18 protein-coding genes and 1 pseudogene are annotated in these 17,049 nt (G+C 31.3%); 3 read left to right on the forward strand and 16 right to left on the reverse strand.

What is annotated here, in order from left to right; genetic code table 11:
• Positions 1-207: 207 nt before the first annotated feature.
• From ACUN26_RS10980 to ACUN26_RS11005, 6 genes and pseudogenes are all read right to left on the reverse strand, one after another.
• Complete coding sequence (locus ACUN26_RS10980) at positions 208-642, reverse strand: DUF4279 domain-containing protein (protein ID WP_000344615.1); 435 nt, start codon at positions 640-642, stop codon at positions 208-210.
• A 640-nt stretch (positions 643-1,282) separates the two neighbouring features.
• Positions 1,283-1,513, reverse strand: coding sequence for a hypothetical protein (locus ACUN26_RS10985; RefSeq protein ID WP_000789036.1), 231 nt, complete (start codon positions 1,511-1,513; stop codon positions 1,283-1,285).
• Between the two features lie 161 nt (positions 1,514-1,674).
• On the reverse strand, positions 1,675-2,175 hold the full coding sequence (locus ACUN26_RS10990; RefSeq protein ID WP_002038830.1) for a hypothetical protein: 501 nt from the start codon (positions 2,173-2,175) through the stop codon (positions 1,675-1,677).
• A 214-nt stretch (positions 2,176-2,389) separates the two neighbouring features.
• On the reverse strand, positions 2,390-2,653 hold the full coding sequence (locus ACUN26_RS10995; RefSeq protein ID WP_000426647.1) for a hypothetical protein: 264 nt from the start codon (positions 2,651-2,653) through the stop codon (positions 2,390-2,392).
• Positions 2,654-2,798: 145 nt separating this feature from the next.
• A pseudogene (locus tag ACUN26_RS11000) lies at positions 2,799-3,358 on the reverse strand (AAA family ATPase).
• A 100-nt stretch (positions 3,359-3,458) separates the two neighbouring features.
• Complete coding sequence (locus ACUN26_RS11005) at positions 3,459-4,220, reverse strand: class I SAM-dependent methyltransferase (RefSeq protein WP_000490894.1); 762 nt, start codon at positions 4,218-4,220, stop codon at positions 3,459-3,461.
• A 204-nt stretch (positions 4,221-4,424) separates the two neighbouring features.
• Here ACUN26_RS11005 and ACUN26_RS11010 point away from each other — a divergent pair, with 204 nt between their 5' ends.
• Positions 4,425-4,694 (forward strand): hypothetical protein, encoded by a 270-nt coding sequence (locus ACUN26_RS11010; protein ID WP_001086638.1) that lies wholly within the window; start codon positions 4,425-4,427, stop codon positions 4,692-4,694.
• A gap of 80 nt (positions 4,695-4,774) precedes the next feature.
• On the opposite strand, the gene ACUN26_RS11015 is transcribed toward ACUN26_RS11010, so the two are convergent.
• From ACUN26_RS11015 to ACUN26_RS11025, 3 genes are all read right to left on the reverse strand, one after another.
• Positions 4,775-6,571 (reverse strand): Xaa-Pro dipeptidyl-peptidase, encoded by a 1,797-nt coding sequence (locus tag ACUN26_RS11015; RefSeq protein WP_000412267.1) that lies wholly within the window; start codon positions 6,569-6,571, stop codon positions 4,775-4,777.
• 204 nt (positions 6,572-6,775) lie between these two features.
• The gene (locus ACUN26_RS11020) at positions 6,776-8,152 is read right to left on the reverse strand and encodes a HAMP domain-containing sensor histidine kinase (protein WP_001037230.1); all 1,377 of its coding nucleotides are present in this window, start codon (positions 8,150-8,152) and stop codon (positions 6,776-6,778) included.
• A complete protein-coding gene (locus ACUN26_RS11025) occupies positions 8,145-8,792 on the reverse strand; it encodes a response regulator transcription factor (protein WP_000865955.1) in 648 nt (215 codons plus the stop codon). The genes ACUN26_RS11020 and ACUN26_RS11025 overlap by 8 nt, the downstream gene beginning before the upstream one ends.
• Positions 8,793-8,913: 121 nt before the next feature.
• Here ACUN26_RS11025 and ACUN26_RS11030 point away from each other — a divergent pair, with 121 nt between their 5' ends.
• On the forward strand, positions 8,914-9,330 hold the full coding sequence (locus ACUN26_RS11030; protein ID WP_000726753.1) for a hypothetical protein: 417 nt from the start codon (positions 8,914-8,916) through the stop codon (positions 9,328-9,330).
• A gap of 41 nt (positions 9,331-9,371) precedes the next feature.
• Here the strand turns inward: ACUN26_RS11030 and ACUN26_RS11035 are convergent, their stop codons facing one another.
• The 6 genes from ACUN26_RS11035 to ACUN26_RS11060 form a co-directional block, all read right to left on the reverse strand.
• Positions 9,372-9,872 carry a DinB family protein gene (locus ACUN26_RS11035; protein WP_000392137.1) on the reverse strand — a complete coding sequence of 167 codons (501 nt, stop codon included), beginning with the start codon at positions 9,870-9,872 and terminating at the stop codon, positions 9,372-9,374.
• A 101-nt stretch (positions 9,873-9,973) separates the two neighbouring features.
• Complete coding sequence (locus ACUN26_RS11040) at positions 9,974-10,432, reverse strand: GNAT family N-acetyltransferase (RefSeq protein WP_000651690.1); 459 nt, start codon at positions 10,430-10,432, stop codon at positions 9,974-9,976.
• An 83-nt stretch (positions 10,433-10,515) separates the two neighbouring features.
• Entirely contained in the window at positions 10,516-11,190 is a 675-nt protein-coding gene (locus tag ACUN26_RS11045; protein ID WP_000484702.1) for an HAD hydrolase-like protein, read from the reverse strand.
• Between the two features lie 12 nt (positions 11,191-11,202).
• Positions 11,203-12,792, reverse strand: a complete 1,590-nt coding sequence (locus ACUN26_RS11050) for a M3 family metallopeptidase (protein WP_000544325.1) — start codon at positions 12,790-12,792, stop codon at positions 11,203-11,205.
• A gap of 380 nt (positions 12,793-13,172) precedes the next feature.
• Positions 13,173-13,733: a GNAT family N-acetyltransferase gene (locus ACUN26_RS11055; RefSeq protein WP_000282372.1), complete on the reverse strand. Its 561-nt coding sequence runs from the start codon at positions 13,731-13,733 to the stop codon at positions 13,173-13,175.
• A 304-nt stretch (positions 13,734-14,037) separates the two neighbouring features.
• A complete protein-coding gene (locus ACUN26_RS11060) occupies positions 14,038-14,898 on the reverse strand; it encodes a DegV family protein (protein ID WP_000538271.1) in 861 nt (286 codons plus the stop codon).
• Between the two features lie 223 nt (positions 14,899-15,121).
• On the opposite strand from ACUN26_RS11060, the gene ACUN26_RS11065 reads away from it, so the two are divergent.
• A complete protein-coding gene (locus tag ACUN26_RS11065; protein WP_000027173.1) occupies positions 15,122-15,553 on the forward strand; it encodes a GNAT family N-acetyltransferase in 432 nt (143 codons plus the stop codon).
• A 234-nt stretch (positions 15,554-15,787) separates the two neighbouring features.
• On the opposite strand, the gene ACUN26_RS11070 is transcribed toward ACUN26_RS11065, so the two are convergent.
• Complete coding sequence (locus ACUN26_RS11070) at positions 15,788-17,020, reverse strand: BC_2427 family protein (RefSeq protein WP_000795520.1); 1,233 nt, start codon at positions 17,018-17,020, stop codon at positions 15,788-15,790.
• Between the last annotated feature and the right edge of the window lie 29 nt (positions 17,021-17,049).

The following is a 17,049-nucleotide window of genomic DNA, read 5'->3' on the forward strand; positions in this document are numbered from 1 at the left end:
TACCATAGGCACGTTTTCTTACTAAACTAAATTCTATTCTTATAAAATAAGTTCCTTCACAAAAATATCTCACAAATTAACCAATTAAAGATAGCATTCGACGACATTTCCATATTTACATCGAGATTTTTTATGTATGCTGCAATAAAATAGTAGTTTATGTTATTCTTTTTCTACTATTGTAGAAGAGTTTTTTTACTTAGCACTTTATTTTATCTCCTCAACATAAGGATTCGCATATAAATCAATATCAAAATCAGCTTTAATACTGTTAGCAAAATCAATTACTGGATTATCTAAATGAACAGCTGGTGTATGGCCATCATTTATTTTAATTACAATAGTGAATCTACATTCTAATCCAAATTCTCTTTTTAGTTCATTAATAATGGCTGACTTATCTTTTAGTTTTAGAATTACTTGCTCCATTACATCTCCTACATCTAATGATTCCTGATATCCTGTACTTATTTGCCAAGATGTATAGTTTCTTGTTATGTTTTCAGTTTCGTTTGTTTTTCTAATTATGTCCCCTTTTTTATAACTTATAGTTGGGCTTACTTGCAATCTTTCAGAAACAACCTCTACTGGAAATTCATCTCCGGACAGATTGAAATAAACTATTACTTGCGTTTCATCCATTAATCTCACACCTTTATTAAAAATAAATTATTATTTAATTCAATCGTTCCATTTTACTACAGACTACAAGTTGAATTTTATGCCAACCTATAACTAATATTAATATGAATCATTCTACAATTACATCTTTTTATTAAGATATAACATTTTTATTTTTATAAAGTAAAACTTTAATCAATGTAGGTTATGTTCACCCCCACTGATTATCAGCCCTCACCAATCGGTCCAGCCCCACTCCCACCTAACTTCTTTGCCCCAGCCGAGTTTTGAGGTGGGAGTTTTACTTCCCGGCAAATAGCGTGATAAACTCTATTACTAACGGCGCATTACTTCTCCATTTAAAATTGTTTACATAATACTATTATTTTTATAATTTATTATCCCAATAAAAAAACAATCCATCTAACAAATGGATTGTTTTTATGTTTCATTTTTATAATTCTTTAAATAATTTAATCGTTTTTACCTTAACTGAATTTGATTTATAATAATGAAATAAAAATATATATTAAAAAACCGAGCACATTATGCATATCAAAAAATAGCTGCCTAATAAACATTTATCATTTGAAAGTTAAAATGTATTTTAACCTTTCATTTGAAAAAAATACGTATAAACCCTCTAAAATGAGCAGACTTATCATACTAATCTATAACAATTTTGCCTTCTCCCCTTACCTGTTTCCTTTAACACATATGATTTTAAAACAAGGGCAGTTAATGAATCCGTTAATGTTTTATATGATAAATTAGACAATGCCAATAGATCGTTTGTATATAACATTCTATGCTTCTCTAATAATAATAGTACTAATCGTTCTGACGGTTTTAATGTCTCATCACTTTCTAGTATAAAGTCTATATTTTTCATTTCTCTAATTATTGCTCCTTATATAAAAAAATACTTTAAATGATTATTTAATATAAAAATAATACATAACAAAATTTGAAGTATACTAAAATAACATCATTTTAAAACACTATTATACTATAACATAGAAAAAGCATTTCCCAAAATAGGAAATGCTTTTCTTAATTCACTTTCTTATATTGCTTATATGATTGTTCCAAACCTATATTATATTTCGTGTTTTTATCCGTCCAGTCTTCTCCTAAATTACCTGGCCATCCTGATGTATTAGCGACATATTTTAATAACTCCCAATCTTTTAATCCTTTTTTCACACCGCGCTCATATGATTTGACCATATTAGTGATTGCTATTTTTGCATTGATTTGTGAATCCATTAAACTTTCTTCAGATAAAGAGGCTGGTGCTAATCCGCCCCGATGCAATTGGAATAATCCAAATGATGTGCCCTTATCCCCTATCGCTTTTCGATTCAATTTTGTTTCATGGTCTGCGATAGATAGTGGAATCCAATCTGGAATATCATACCTCTTAGCAACTTCACCAATTATTTTCTTATTATTTTCAATCTCTTTATACTTCTCATATTTTGAATAAAGAGCATTCGTTACTGTTACTAACGTAAGTAATATGAATATATATTGCAACGCTTTTTTCATCATTTCATCTCCTGCTTTGTGTATACTTCACTTCCTACTCACACTATAAAGCCTTTATGTGACATTCATTTGACGAAATGATATGAATGATGCATAAGTTAATAATAAATTAAGTTTTTCTAAAATCACTTAAACAAATAAAAACGGTTAGCCACCCATGTTCTAAACATGAGTGGCTAACCGTTTTCGAGTGTCTTTTTAATAAACACGTTCTACCTTATATATTTCTTGCAATATGTGGTTTGCTGTAATGACTCGTTCCGCCGCCACCTACTACTACTTTACCGCCTTTTCCAAAGATTAATAATTTACTTGAACCATCTGCAAGAAGTACTATTACTTCCGCATGATCACTTGTAGCTACATAGATTACATAACCGCTTTTTGAAATACACGTTTCCCAATTCTCATCAAATTCTGATCTAACTACCCGATTAGAATACACTTGATTTTCAATTCTTCCTTGTTCTTCGTTTTCCAAATTTATTCTCCCCTTTTCCTTGAATAGTTATATATATATTAAAATAGCAGTCCTGTTTAAAATAGTGACCGATTTTAACATAAATAGTATATGTAGGTAGTAGAAGAATGCTTGGACAATGAAAACGTATCAGCATTTAAAAATTTTACAATCGAAACTTCTCTTTAATCATTTCCGCTACTTCTTTTGGACTCAAGTAAGTATTATTAATTTTTATATACTCTTCTTTTTCAATTTCACCATGAAGAGAGTTTAATCTATGCTTTTTCATCGTTTCTTTTAAATTATTTTCAGACCATTCAATATCTCTTTTTTCGGTTTATGTTCTAATCTATGCGGGCTTTTATTCCGTTCTAATCTTTCATCTAATTCCGCTTCCAGCTCTACAAAATATACCGTCCCACCTTTTGATTCAAAAATACTTACTACATGATGTATATAATCCCAATCGGATTGGAGGTCAAATGCCCATACATAAGTAAAAATCATTCCAGATAAATCACTTTTAGATACTTCTTCAAATATTTCATTACGAAATAAACTTACTAGTCTTTTTGCTTCTTTCGTACTGTAATCAAAAATTGGACTTACTAAATCAATTGTCATATGGTTATGAAAAAGTTTTAAACCGGTTAATGTTGCTAATTCTTGCCCCACTGTCATTTTCCCAACTGCTTGTGGGCCAAATATTAATATGAATTTCATTTATTTCCCTCCTATCGCTCTCTATAAACAATTACATAAAATAGAAAATAAGGCAGTCGATTTCGTATCGATTGCCTTATTTTTATTAATAGTTTCTGTACTATTTTTTTCGCACAGCTTCAAACGTAACCATTTGATTTGCATTTGACGGCTCTTTTTCATATACATAGTCAGCAGAGCAAGTAATGTTAGAGAAACCAATACTTTCTAAAAGGAGTTTAAACTCTTCTATACCATACCACCGCATTGCAAAACGTTGTAGTTCTGTTTGCGTTAACTGTCCTTTACTCCACTTTTCATATTTTAAATATGATACAGTAATTTGGTTCAGCCAATCCATTTCAATTGATTTCTTTTCTAACGTAATTCCGTCTCCGCTTGGCAGAGAAAAAGTCGATGTGTGAATTTCACCTGTCTTCCAGTCATACGGAAGTATAAGATCTACAATTAAGCGCCCACCTGGATTAAGATGTTCATACAAACATTTCAAAGCATTTATAGAATCCTCACGATTTTCAATTAAACAAAAGGATCCAGTAGGAATGATAATCGCCTCATACTTATGTGGTAGTGAAAATCGATGTAAGCTTCCTTCATATAAATTAGGATGTAAGTCTCTCTCTTTACACCGCTTACGGCAAGAATCTAGCATTTCAGGCGAATAATCTATCCCATCAACGTTAAAACCAGCTTCAAGAAATGGAATAATGACACGTCCTGATCCTACAGCTGCTTCAAGAATTCTTCCTCTACAATTTTTTAAACGTTCTTCATAATACTCAATATCACCATTTAAAGAATAACCGACAGGCTTTGTGTAATCATAAAGTTCCGTACAAAGTGTACTATAAAAACTAAACATTTATTTTCTCCTCCGTTTTATACGTACGGAAGATTTCAATTCAATTAATCTTCCTGTACCTTTAATTTTAATGAAAATTCGAAAGAGCTGACTGTCATACTATATCACTCGCTTTCCATAGAATATAATCACATTGTATAATATTTCCTTCAAAATGAATATATAGAAATCGAAAATTCAGACTTATTTCGAAAGGATGATATGATGAATTCATTAATTGGATTTCTTTTTCTTCTTATCACTTTTAATGCTCTAATTTTCTTTATTGCAAAGAAGTATAGGCGAATATGGAAAATTGCCAGTGGCATTTTCATCCTTTCTTCCCCCATCATTTTCTTCGCGACTATGCATGTAATTGGTGAAAAAGTTGGAGATGGTTTCGCTGGAGGTGCTGCTGGGCTTACCTTTAGTGGAATTTTAATCCTAAATGCAATTGTTTTATTTGTTGTAAGTATTTTTAATAGAAATTCATAATCGCCTCCTCGTATTGATAAACAATTACACCCCAAAATTTAAAGAGCTTACTATATAGTAAGCTCTTCATTAAAAATCATTTATTTCACAATCGGTAATATTACTTCGCTTAATTTTACTGTAAGCTTCGTACCCGCTTTCGGTCTAATTGTATAATCATAGTCACTAGCAATTAAAACGATCCCAATTTGATGTCCTGCTTTAAATACATATTCATCTGGCTGCATGTCCCATGTAAATGTATAATCTTTTCCAGGTTGAAGTGCTGTTGAATTTTTTATACTATTTAAGTTTTGCGGGTCCATCCAGCCTCTCGTGACGATTTCAGGCTTTGCTCCACCGTAATCAACAAGTAAAGCTGTTAAATTCGCTACAGAACGGTCAATATTTCCTTTGAATGAAACTTGTGCTGTACCGCTTATTCGTGTATCTTTTTGCAATACTGGCATTGTATACACTAATCGATTTGCTACTTCTAATTCCGGGTTTGCTACTAATTGGTTTGATTTCATTTTTGCATCATCTACGAATGAGAAAGTCTTATTAGCAGATCCCATACTTAATGGCAAATTGACTGCTTTATTACTTAAATACATTCGGATTTTTGACGGCACAGCCGCTGGATCTGGCCAATTTTTTAACTTTTCCCATGTTTTATTTTCTCGTTGTACATCAACCATTGGTTCATCCATAATTCCATTTTCAATTCCGTACAACCAATAATCTAACCATTTATTTTGTGTTTGCTGCCAGTTATTACTTGATGTTCCGCCGTGTCCACCTTGATGTAACCACATTTTACGAGGTACATCATTTTCTCCAAGTGCATCCCACCATTGCGCGAACTGCTTCGTTTTTACGTTCCAATCGTTTAAACCGTGAACGACAAATACGCTCGCTTTTACATTTTTAGCATCTTTCACATAGTTACGTTTATCCCAAAAATCATTATAATTACCAGTTTTCCGGTCTTGTCCATCAGTGAGCTCTTTTATAACTTGTCCGCAAACTTCAGGGTTTTCCCTTGTTAGTACTGCTTCTGCCATATTATCTGTATCTTCCCCTTGATACCCACCTGGCGCAATGACTGCGCCATTTGCACGATAATAATCATACCAACTACTAATCGCTGCGATTGGAATAATTGTTTTTAACCCTTCAACTCCAGTCGTCGCAACAGCATTTGGTAACGTACCATTATAAGAAACCCCTGTCATACCTACATTTCCAGTAGACCAATTTGCATTTACTTCTTTTCCATCTTCTGTATATGCTTTCGCACGCCCATTTACCCAATCAATGACAGACTTCGTCCCCAATATTTCCTGTTCGTCTCCAGTCGTAGGACAGCCATCTGATTTTCCAGTACCGATACTTTCTCCTAAAATAACTGCATAACCTCTTGGCACGTAATAGTTTCCGTACGAACCAAGATTAACCGCTCCATACGGTTTTCCTTCATACGCATACAATTCTTCATCTACATTATATACAGGAACATCTTTTAATCCAGCTCGATATGGACTCATTTCATAAATAACAGGAACTTTCACATTCGGATCAGTTTTTGGACGCATAACCTTTACTGATACACGATCCTTTTTACCATCGCGATCACTATCAACTTCTGTTTCTACAAACAAATTTTCAATAATCGCTTCATCAAGTGAGTAAATAGGTTTTGTCATCCCATTTTCTAATTCAATTTTTGTGTTCGAATGTAATGCTTCTGAAACTTTTCCATTTAACTTAACGCCATTTTCATTTCTAGTGTTTGTTTCCTTATTTTCTGCATACGCAGTGATAGTAGAAACTCCTGATGTAATTGATAAAGATAAAATAGCTGATAGTGTAATTGCAATTTTCTTTTTCTCCATGCCCTTCCCTCCCCAATACTTCTCTTCTTACTATACAACAAAATTACTGAAAATTCAGTTTATATTTTATACAATAACTTGAGAAATTTGTAGAACATTCTCCCTACGAGCTTTCAAAATTATATAGTTCCACTTAATACTGTCTTATAATCATAAAAAAGCATCGTCTCCTATTGAAAATAGACGATGTTTTTTAGTTTTTAATTAGCCCTTCTTCATATAAATATCAAACTGTATCTCTCCATCTATAGTAGAGACTCCATATTCAAAACCATGTCTTTCTAAAATACTTTTCACTATCGCTAATCCTAATCCTGTACCTGATTTTTCTTTACTACGAGAAGATTCTAATACATAAAATGGTTCCCAAATTTTATCGATATCTTTAATTTGTTCAGCATGAATACCATTTTGAATTTGAAAATATATACCATCGTTTCTATTTTGTAAATAAATTTCCACATTTTGATTCGTTGTATATTTAATCGCATTAGAAATTAAATTTTGAAACACCATTCCCATTTTATTTAAATCTGCATAAATGATTGTATCACCAACAGTATTGTTCACTTGCAAATTGATTTCTTTCGATTCCAGTTCAATCTTATGTTTATCTATTATACTTTGGACTAGTGGCTCAATAGGGAATTCTTCTTTTTGTAATATATCTCTTTCTAGTTTAGAAAATCGTAATAACTCTTCAATTAGATTTGAAATTTGATCAGTTTGTTTAATAATTGTATCTACGTACGTACCATCATCTAAACCATCTTTTATTCCCATAGAATATGCTTTTACTAATGCGATAGGTGTTTTTAATTCATGAGTCATATCACCCATAAATTGTTTTAAATGTTCATTACGATCTGTTAAATCTTGATGTGCTTCATGCAATTTATCACTCATAATATTGATACTATTGGCTAAGTCTCCTATTTCATCGTTCGTTTTCACTTTCGTTCTTTTAAACTTCAAACGTGAAATTTCTTCTGCGACATCACTTAATTCTTTCAATGGTGTCGTGATTGTTTTTGAAAGTATCCACACAAGTAAAATAATGAGAAGGATTGAGAAACACAAAATGTATAAGTAGAATGTATTTAACGTATTAATAATTTCATTTGAATTTGCAATAGAAGTCCCAATTAAAATTATCGTATCATCTTTCGCAATATATTTAGCAAAAAAGCTTGCTTTTACCTTTCCTTGATCATATAGTTTATTCGATTGCCCTTCCGTTTTCACTTTTATGACTTCGTCTTTCGTAATCCACAGTTTATTTAATGTTACCTTCTTTCTCATAAGTTTTGTGTGTAGTGCTTCGTTCATATCAACTATTGACTGGTTGATTGGCGTATACACAATTGAAACATTACTTTCATTTTCAATTGTATGGATAACATCTTCTAAATCTTTTACTGATGTATTTTGTATTTGCATTGTAAATTTATTTAAGTTTTCACGTGTTTTATAAATATTATATTTCGGTAAAAGATAATTAATTAATAATAAAGAGATCATAAAAATAAGAATAACCGTTAAAGAAATGCTGAAAAATAGCTTTTTTCCAAGTTTATTCACTTTGTTCCTCCAGACTATAACCTAAACCACGATGCGTCTTTATAATATTCTCTCCGATTTTTTTACGCAATCTCCTCACATGTGTATCAACCGTTCTCTCTTCTCCAAAATAGTCAAATCCCCATACGATATCTAACAATTTTTTACGCGTTAAAATCATTCCTTTATGATTTAAAAAGCACTTTATTAATTCTAGTTCTGTTTTTGTAATATCTAATTCTATATCATTTTTATATACTTTATTTTTGGCGAAATTTATCTTTACATCTTGCACTTGAATTACATCATCCTGTTGTACAAGCTTTTTCGCTCGGGTAATTAGTACTCCTGGATGAAATGGTTTTTTCACATATTCATCTGCCCCGCTTTGAAGCGCTGCTAATTCATCTTCACTTTCACTTTTTGCCGTAAGCATTAACACTCTTACACTTGAATTCTTTTTTATTTCCTGACAGACTGTAATACCACTATGTTTCGGCATCATCCAATCTAAAATAGCTAAATCTATTTTCTCATCATAAAAAATTTGAAGTGCTTCCTCTCCATCTTTTGCTAATAAAACTTCGAAGCCTTCTTTTTCAAAATAAGCTTTTAAAATTTTCAACATATCTTGTTCATCATCTGCAATCAATACTTTCATAATTTATCCTCCATTACTTTTAAACAAAAACCAATTGTATCATACAACTTCTTTGTTACATGTATGTGACAGAAAAATATTTAAACCTTTTGAGGGTATAGTAAAGATGAGGTGTTGTATTATGAAAAAAAAAATCGGGTTCATTTCTCTTCTTTTCTTCCTATTATCAACAAATGTGCTCGCAAATACAAATCAACAAATTGAAGTGTTTGATTGCAAAAAAGAAATGGTCATTCAAAAACAATCTTTAGATCCAGCAATCCAAAAAGAAGCAGTTCAATACGCTAAAGCAATAACTGGACCATTTAAAAACTTAAACGTCGTTCCGAAAGATGGACATATGATAAAAATCCCTTTATCTAAACCTATTTCTATTACGAATCAATGGTTACATACTACAATAGACGAAGTACTTATACTGCTCCCACAAAATGAAAAACCTTATATTATGCTATATGATGATGAGAATAATCCGCATTTTTATTATGTAAAAGGTAATCCAAATAGATTATTGAAACAAATGAATGTTACATTATAATTTAAGAAAGATCCCACAAATATCATTTGCAGGATCTTTCTTTATCGGTTAACAACTTGATTTTCATTAAAAAAATGCATAACCTGTCTTTTATGATGTTTATCATGATCTACAAATTCTTTAATAATATATATAAGAGAATACGGCGTTCCAGTATGAGGACAATGTGATACTCCATTGGCAGTTACAGGTTTCTTTAGATTTCCAGCAGGCAATAAACTAAGTTCTTTTACGAGTAACTCTCTTTTTGTTTTTGCTTCTTCAAGAAGTTTCATCTTAGATATACCCGATTTGGCATAACTAGAGGCTATTTTATTATATGTATTAAAGTCAGGGAACTCCACTCCCTGTCCTTCTCTCACTGATGGTAAGACCTTACTTAAAAGACATTCATCCCAATTCATAATATGAGATACAATCTCACCAATAGTCCATTTCCCCTCTGATATTGATGCCACCCACAATTCTTCTTTCATACCTTTCAATGTATTTAACCAAATTGAATATTCATTGAAATCATGAATAATTTTATTTTCTTCCATCATCCAATTCCCCATTCTAATAATAGATTCAAATGAATTATATCATCAATCCACATAAAAATAGAACAAAAGTTCTGTCAAAGTGGATAAATAATAATTCACTACATCCTTTTATATAAGTTCAAATAATGGCTCGCTCCTACATATTTTTTCCCTTTCACAAATCCACCCGAAGTATAAAATTTGTCACCCTGTTCCGTATCTGTATTTAAGACAACGATATTAAAATATTTTTTAGCATCACTTAAAATTCGCACTAACAGTAACCTCCCTAATCCTTTCCTTCGGTATTCTTTTGCAATATAAAATCTTCTTACCCTACCAATCTTATTATTTTCTGTATATGGATCCTCATTTAGCCCTCCTATTCCAATTAACTTTTCCCTTTGAAAAATACCATATAAACATTCTCCAGTTTTATTAAATACATTTATTTTGTTTTCATATTCATTTATTAATTTTATTAGGAAGTTAAAACCTCCTTCCTTACTGTCCTGAACGAGATGACTAATTTCATATTTCATTAAATTTTCTATTTGTTGAATATGTATATCTTTCAAGTAAATTCCCTCCCTTAATATAAAAATATATAAAAATGCTCAAGAATCATTTATTCTGAGCATTTTTATGGTTGTTACCTTATTCAATTCGTAGCATGCGTATTCTGCACTTCAGACAATATTCCCTTCAACTCCATTAAATCATCTATTACTATATCGGCACGAGCCAGTTCATCTTCTTGTGCAAAATCAAAATTGCATCCAATCGCAATTAAACCGTTATCTTTCGCTGCATTTATATCAGATAGTCGGTCTCCAACTACGGCTGCCTCTTTTATATCATATTTGCTCAAAATGGTTTTGACTAAGTCACTTTTATTTAGCGATTGTATTTGTTCAATACTACATGTTTCAGTAACCCACTGATCCAAAGCATAATAAGATACGATTGCTTGTAAGTATTCTTTTAAGCCATTACTAGCAATGTATATTGAACAATTATTTTCTTTTATGTGCGTAAATACTTCTTTTACATTCGGATATAAAGCACCTTTTCCGCTCTTTATGTTTTCAATTAATCTTTCCAAAAAATATGCGTCTGTTTGTTCTCTCACTTCAATAGAATGGTCTGGTAATAACGTCTCCCAAACTTTCGGTAACGGCACACCCATAATTTCACGATACTTATCAATTGGCGTTACTGCATCCCATAATTGTAGTGACCGCAAATGATTAAAAGTATCATCTACCGATACTTCTAAAATTTTATCTGTTTGAAATAACGTTCCGTCCATATCGAAAATTAGTGCTTGAAACATGTCATCCTCTCCTTACATAAGCTGCAAATATTCATCAATATCTTTAGAAATTTGTATAAAAGCTTTATCCCAAAATTCATAGCTTGTTATATCTATTTGAAAATGTTTTTTCATGAGCTCTTCTACTGGAGCTTTTCCTGTTTCTCGTAGAAATTCTTTATACTTTAAATGGAATGTACTTGAGTTTTGCTTCGCTATTTCTAATAAACTAAAACTTGCTAAATATCCAAATGTGTACGGATAATTGTAAAAAGGAACATCCGCAATATAAAATTGAATATATTTAATCCACACGAACGGCTGATATTCACTTAAAGCATGTCCATATGCTTCTTCTTGTGCCAATATAGATAACTTCTCAATTTCGTCAGCACTTATGGGACCTTCTTTACATTTTTCATAAAAATTCTTCTCAAATTGAAATGATGCTCGAATGGCCATAACATAATTAAAAGTATTTCTTATTTTCCAGCTAAGTAATGACTTTTTCATATCTATACACTTTGTTGTTTCGATTAAATAGTTTATGAGTACTGTTTCAAAGAAAATAGACGCTGATTCAGCTGTACTCATTGGCAAATAATCATCTAAAAAAGAAGTAGAGTGTTCAAAACTCATATTATAAAAATGCCAAGCATGTCCTAGCTCATGAGCAAGTACTCTTACACTATCTATACTCCCATCATAACGCATGGAGATTCGTGATTCTTTCTCAATGAAAAATGGAGCACAAAAACCACCTGGTGGTTTATTCTCTCTCGGTTCAGCATCTACCCATCCACTTTCTATCGCATTACGTGCAAATTCTGCCAATTCTTCATTAATATCTTTTAATGCATCATATATGTTTTGTACTGCTTCTGAAAAAGGAATAATAGCCTCATTATTTTTCTTTACTGTCATAAGTTCATGCCATGTAATGAAAGCTTTTCCGTTCTTATACACTTTTAAAACGCTGGCTAATTTATCTAGATTTTCTTCTGTCGCATCCCACATTTGTAATAATACAGTTTCAGAGATTTCATTCGCTTGGAGAGATTGTGTTAAAATCTCTCTATCCCCTATTTCGTTACTTTTTGTATTACGTAATCGCCCTATTTGATTTAATACAGTAGCAAAGATTTCTTTTTCCTTATGCAAAGCACTTGTAAGTAACTCGAATACTTCTAACCTTTCCTTTTCATTATCACTATTCATTGCAATATGATTTGCTTGACCAAATGATAATTGTTTATTATTGTGCTCTATTTCTATCTTATTTCTTAATTGTATGTACATATTTTCCCACGCATTTAGTTCATCTTTTATGAACCTAGTATTAATATTATCAGAAATTGCCACCTCACTTTGTTGTATTACTTGCTGTACTTCACTTTTTAGTTCCTTTACTTTCACAGTCAATATAGTATTGTCAGATGAAACACTTTCTTCAGCCGATCGGCAATACAAATAGTATTCTGCCTTTTCAATAGCCTGTATAAGTTTTGAAAGGATTTCCACATCCTTTGTCACTATATATTGTTCTTTCAACTCTAATATCGGAAATATAATATCTTCACACGAATATAATCGATCTAAATCCCACCTAGCAATTTCATGCATTTTTATAGCCGCCTCCTATTTTTACAAATAGTTACAGATATTTCTCCCTACCCAATTATATATGAAACTACAATTTTTTAATATCTTTAAATATTTCGTTTTTTGATGAGCAGGACTAGATTTATATTCGTTTCTTTCACCACTCAATCACAAATAGCATAAACACATGAATGATACGATGTGTAAAAAAGACAATAAAGTTATTTACTTTTAAACCTAAAACAAGCATAACCCCGTTCTAAATTTAGGACGGGGTTAAAATATAGATGTATAATTTTCGATATAAGATACTTCACTGTACTTAAAAATATAACAATAAAGTCGTTTGAAAATCTAATTTTTATTCAACAATAGCGCCTATTGTTGAATAATGTTCAATTTTAAACGAATAAAGCCATTAATATTAAATTTTGATAGCCGTCATCCAATTTTACACCCTTTGCTTTTCTACCCTCTTCAAAAAATCCTAGATTCTTATATAACTGGATTGCACCTAGATTATCTTCCATTACCTCAAGACAAACTTTTTCAATCTTACTGTTATTTTTAGCCCAATTGATTAACGTTTCTAGAAGAGCTCTTCCAATACCATAATTTCGATATTCAGGTAGTATGGTCATCGCAAAAGCCCCTTGATGACTAATTTTTTCTTTGTTTCCGTTCTTAAAATCGATTGCACCGACTAACTTACCATCAACTTCAGCAATAAACTGTACATAATTTGGATTTTCATGATAAGCTTTTAACGTTTTTTGAATAGCATCAACACTCATCTTTTTTACACCTTCAACCGTACTTAGCATGTATGGAGCATTTATTAAAGCTTTTGAAGCAGCATTTAGCATTCTTTCTGCGTCCTGTTCTTTAGCTTCTCTAATTATTACTGTTTGTCCATCCTTAAATTTATAAGTAAAAACATTAGTTGATAATATATTATACACACCCTTTCGGAATATAATTAATCGGATTCTTTAACTATTCCACAATTCTTAAGTAAGAGAAAGTCGTATCACCTTTTCTGTAATCGCCCTCCTTTAACTTAATAACAATTATTTCAAATATTTTTAATTTTGACAAGAAATCGTTTCGTTATATAGTTCGATTGTTGAATAACATGACTGGCGTTTTTAAACAACTTTATTATCTCTGTACACGATTACTGATATAAGTATCACTTCACCAATACCATATCGACCAATTATCACAGATTAAAAATAAAAAAGGATTGATCAAAAGATCAATCCTTTACTCTACTTCATTTAAGAAAAATAATGTTATAACGCCAGGTCCTGTATGTGCACCGATTGCTGCTCCAATTGTATTTACGATAAATACTTCACAGCCGAATCTTTCCGTAATTAATGCTTTTAACGCTTCAGCTGTTTCTAAGTCGTCGCCATGAGTCATTGCGATTGTTTGACCTTTAAGTTCTTTCCCACGCTCTTCCATAATATCTACAATTCGGCCAAGTACTTTCTTTTTCCCTCTTACCTTTTCAAGTGGTACAAGTTTTCCTTCTTCCACATTTAAGATCGGCTTAATGTTTAATAAACCGCCGATAAAACCTGCTACTTTACTTAAACGTCCACCTCTAACAAGGTACTGTAAGTCAGCCACAGTGAAGATATGTTCCATATGGTTCATTAAAAAAACGACACGTTTTAAAATATCTTCTTTTGATGCGCCGTCTTTCGCCATTTTAGCAGCTTCTAAAACGACAAGCCCTTGACCAAGCGAAGCACATTTCGTATCAATAATCTCCAAATCTAAATCTGCATATGTTTCTTTTACTTCCTCTTTAATGACAATTGAAGATTGATATGTACCAGACAGTTCAGATGAAAAAGCTAAATATATACAAGGGTTACCTTCTTTTGCATAAGAAACAAATTTTTCTTGGAAAGTTTCAAGTGAAGGCAATGATGTTCTATAAACAGCGCCTTCTCTCATTTTTTGCAATAATGTAACTGACTCTAATGTAACTCCATCTAAATACTCTGTTTCTGCTTCATCATATACACGGAGTGGAATTAAATCAATATCATATGCTTGCAGCAATTCTACCGGTAAATCCGCCGCACTATCCGTAATGATTTTAACACCCATTTTTAAACCTCTATTCTGTTATAAATATAAAATAATAAAATAAAAATAGTACTTTTAAATTATATACGTAAAACTTAAATGAAGAAAGGAAAACACTTTATATTGTATGCACTATTCTCCAAAACTTGAACTGTTAATAAAAATCATGCCATTTTAACCACTTTTTCCTGAAAATATATTATGTATAATGGAAATAGTAAAAGTTTTCTGAAGGAGGATGCATATGAGTATTCAACTGGCTACATATAATGATCTAGAATGGATTAATAATCAATACGAATCAATAGGATTTGTACGGAGCGATTTAAAGCGAGATAAAGTTGCAATCATTACATACAACAATGAGTACGCAGGTGTTGGACGACTAGTCAAAATAGATGATAATACTATAGAAATGGGTGGGATTTTTATTCTCCCAAAATTTAGAGGTCTACAATTAGCTGGGGAACTTGTTTCATTTTTAGTAGAAACTGCGAAAAAATTACAAGTACAAAATGTGTATTGTCTTCCTTTTGAGGAACTAGAAAACTTTTATAAGAAATATGGCTATACTGAGGTCGATACTACGAAAGAAGTTGTCCATCCAATTATTCTAAAAAAATATAATTGGTGTTTAAAACATTATGATAAACATGTATTACTGTTTAAATTGTAAGTTTTCTATAATGGGGGTGGATACACTTTGTGTTACACCTCATGTTTTAACAAAGATTTATCCATTTCATCTATTAAAAGAATTAGTTTTTTAAAGCGATCCATCAATTGTATTTCATATCTTTCCCAAACGCTTATTAGCAAGCTCATTTACAAACTTGCTAGCATTATTTTTAAGTTTCTCTAATACATTTTCCTGAAGAAATTTTTAACTAATTGATGTAGAGATGATTAATTATCTAATCCGCACCCAAACTTCCTGTTCTTGTAACAATTGCACAGTTAATTCCAATACAAGGTTTTGTATTAACTGATACGCGTTATCATGCGGTGTACTTCGTTCCGATATAAATTCAATACATTGAAAAATATAACCTTCTACGAGTAAGCTCCCTTTTTCAATTTTAGATGGATTATTTCCTTTCCTTATTATTTTTGGTAATAAAAACTCATTTTTTGTTAAAATAATTTCCTGTGACACCTCTTTTATTTCTATAACTTTTTCTTTAAATACCACTTTTTCTCGTAAATTAATTTCACCTTTATACTTCCCTATTTCTATTGGTAATTTCGCAGGTATATAATTATTTACTCCTCCTTCATCTTCCTTATCTAAAATTATTCCGTGTATAGGAATCCACGAAGATGTTCCTACCCAATTCTCTTCCATATTACTTTTTATTTTTTGATTAGAAAGTTCTAAAAGCACTCTCTTTTCATAAAGGTTTGAAGAAACTAAATTACAATTAACTTCTCCTTGATAATGTTGCACTGTAGTTAATAACTTAGTATCCAATTCACAACCCCTTTCATCTTTTTGATTCCGAAATACAAATACTTCTTGATTTTTCACATTCATATTAGGGAATTTTATAAAACTAGTCACATCTGAAATAATAGAAAATGGGGTTTTTACTACTTTTGAACGTACTAAGGTCTCTATTTTTGATTCTGAATCTTGACGTTTTTTCTGTGACTCTGTTTCTTTACTCTTTTTCTCGGATTTAACTGCTTCTTCTTTTTTTGACTTTGTTTTTTTACTTTCTTTCTCTGATTCAATTGTTTCTTCTTCTTTTTTCGACTCAGTTTCTTTACTTTCTTTCTCTGATTCAATTGTTTCTTCTTCTTTTTCCGACTCAGTTTCTTTACTTTCTTTCTCTAATTCAATTGTTTCTTCTTCTTTTTTCGACTCAGTTTCTTTACTTTTTTTCTCTAATTCAATCGCTTTATCTCCCTTTTTTGATTCTGTTTTTTTACTTTTTTTCTCTAATTCAATCGCTTTATCTCCCTTTTTTGATTCTGTTTTTTTACTTTCTTTCTTTAATTCAATTGCTTTATCTTCTTTCTCTGATTCTGTTTCTTCAATTTTTTCCTTTTTTCTTATTTCGCGTGCATCATCTTGAACATTCAGCTTTTTCCCTTTATAAACTTTGTTCCATATTTCCTGACCAACCCATGGATTTTTCATCACCATCCCCCCGTCTAATGAAATTCATA

This window comes from Bacillus sp. WC2503, assembly GCF_052682895.1.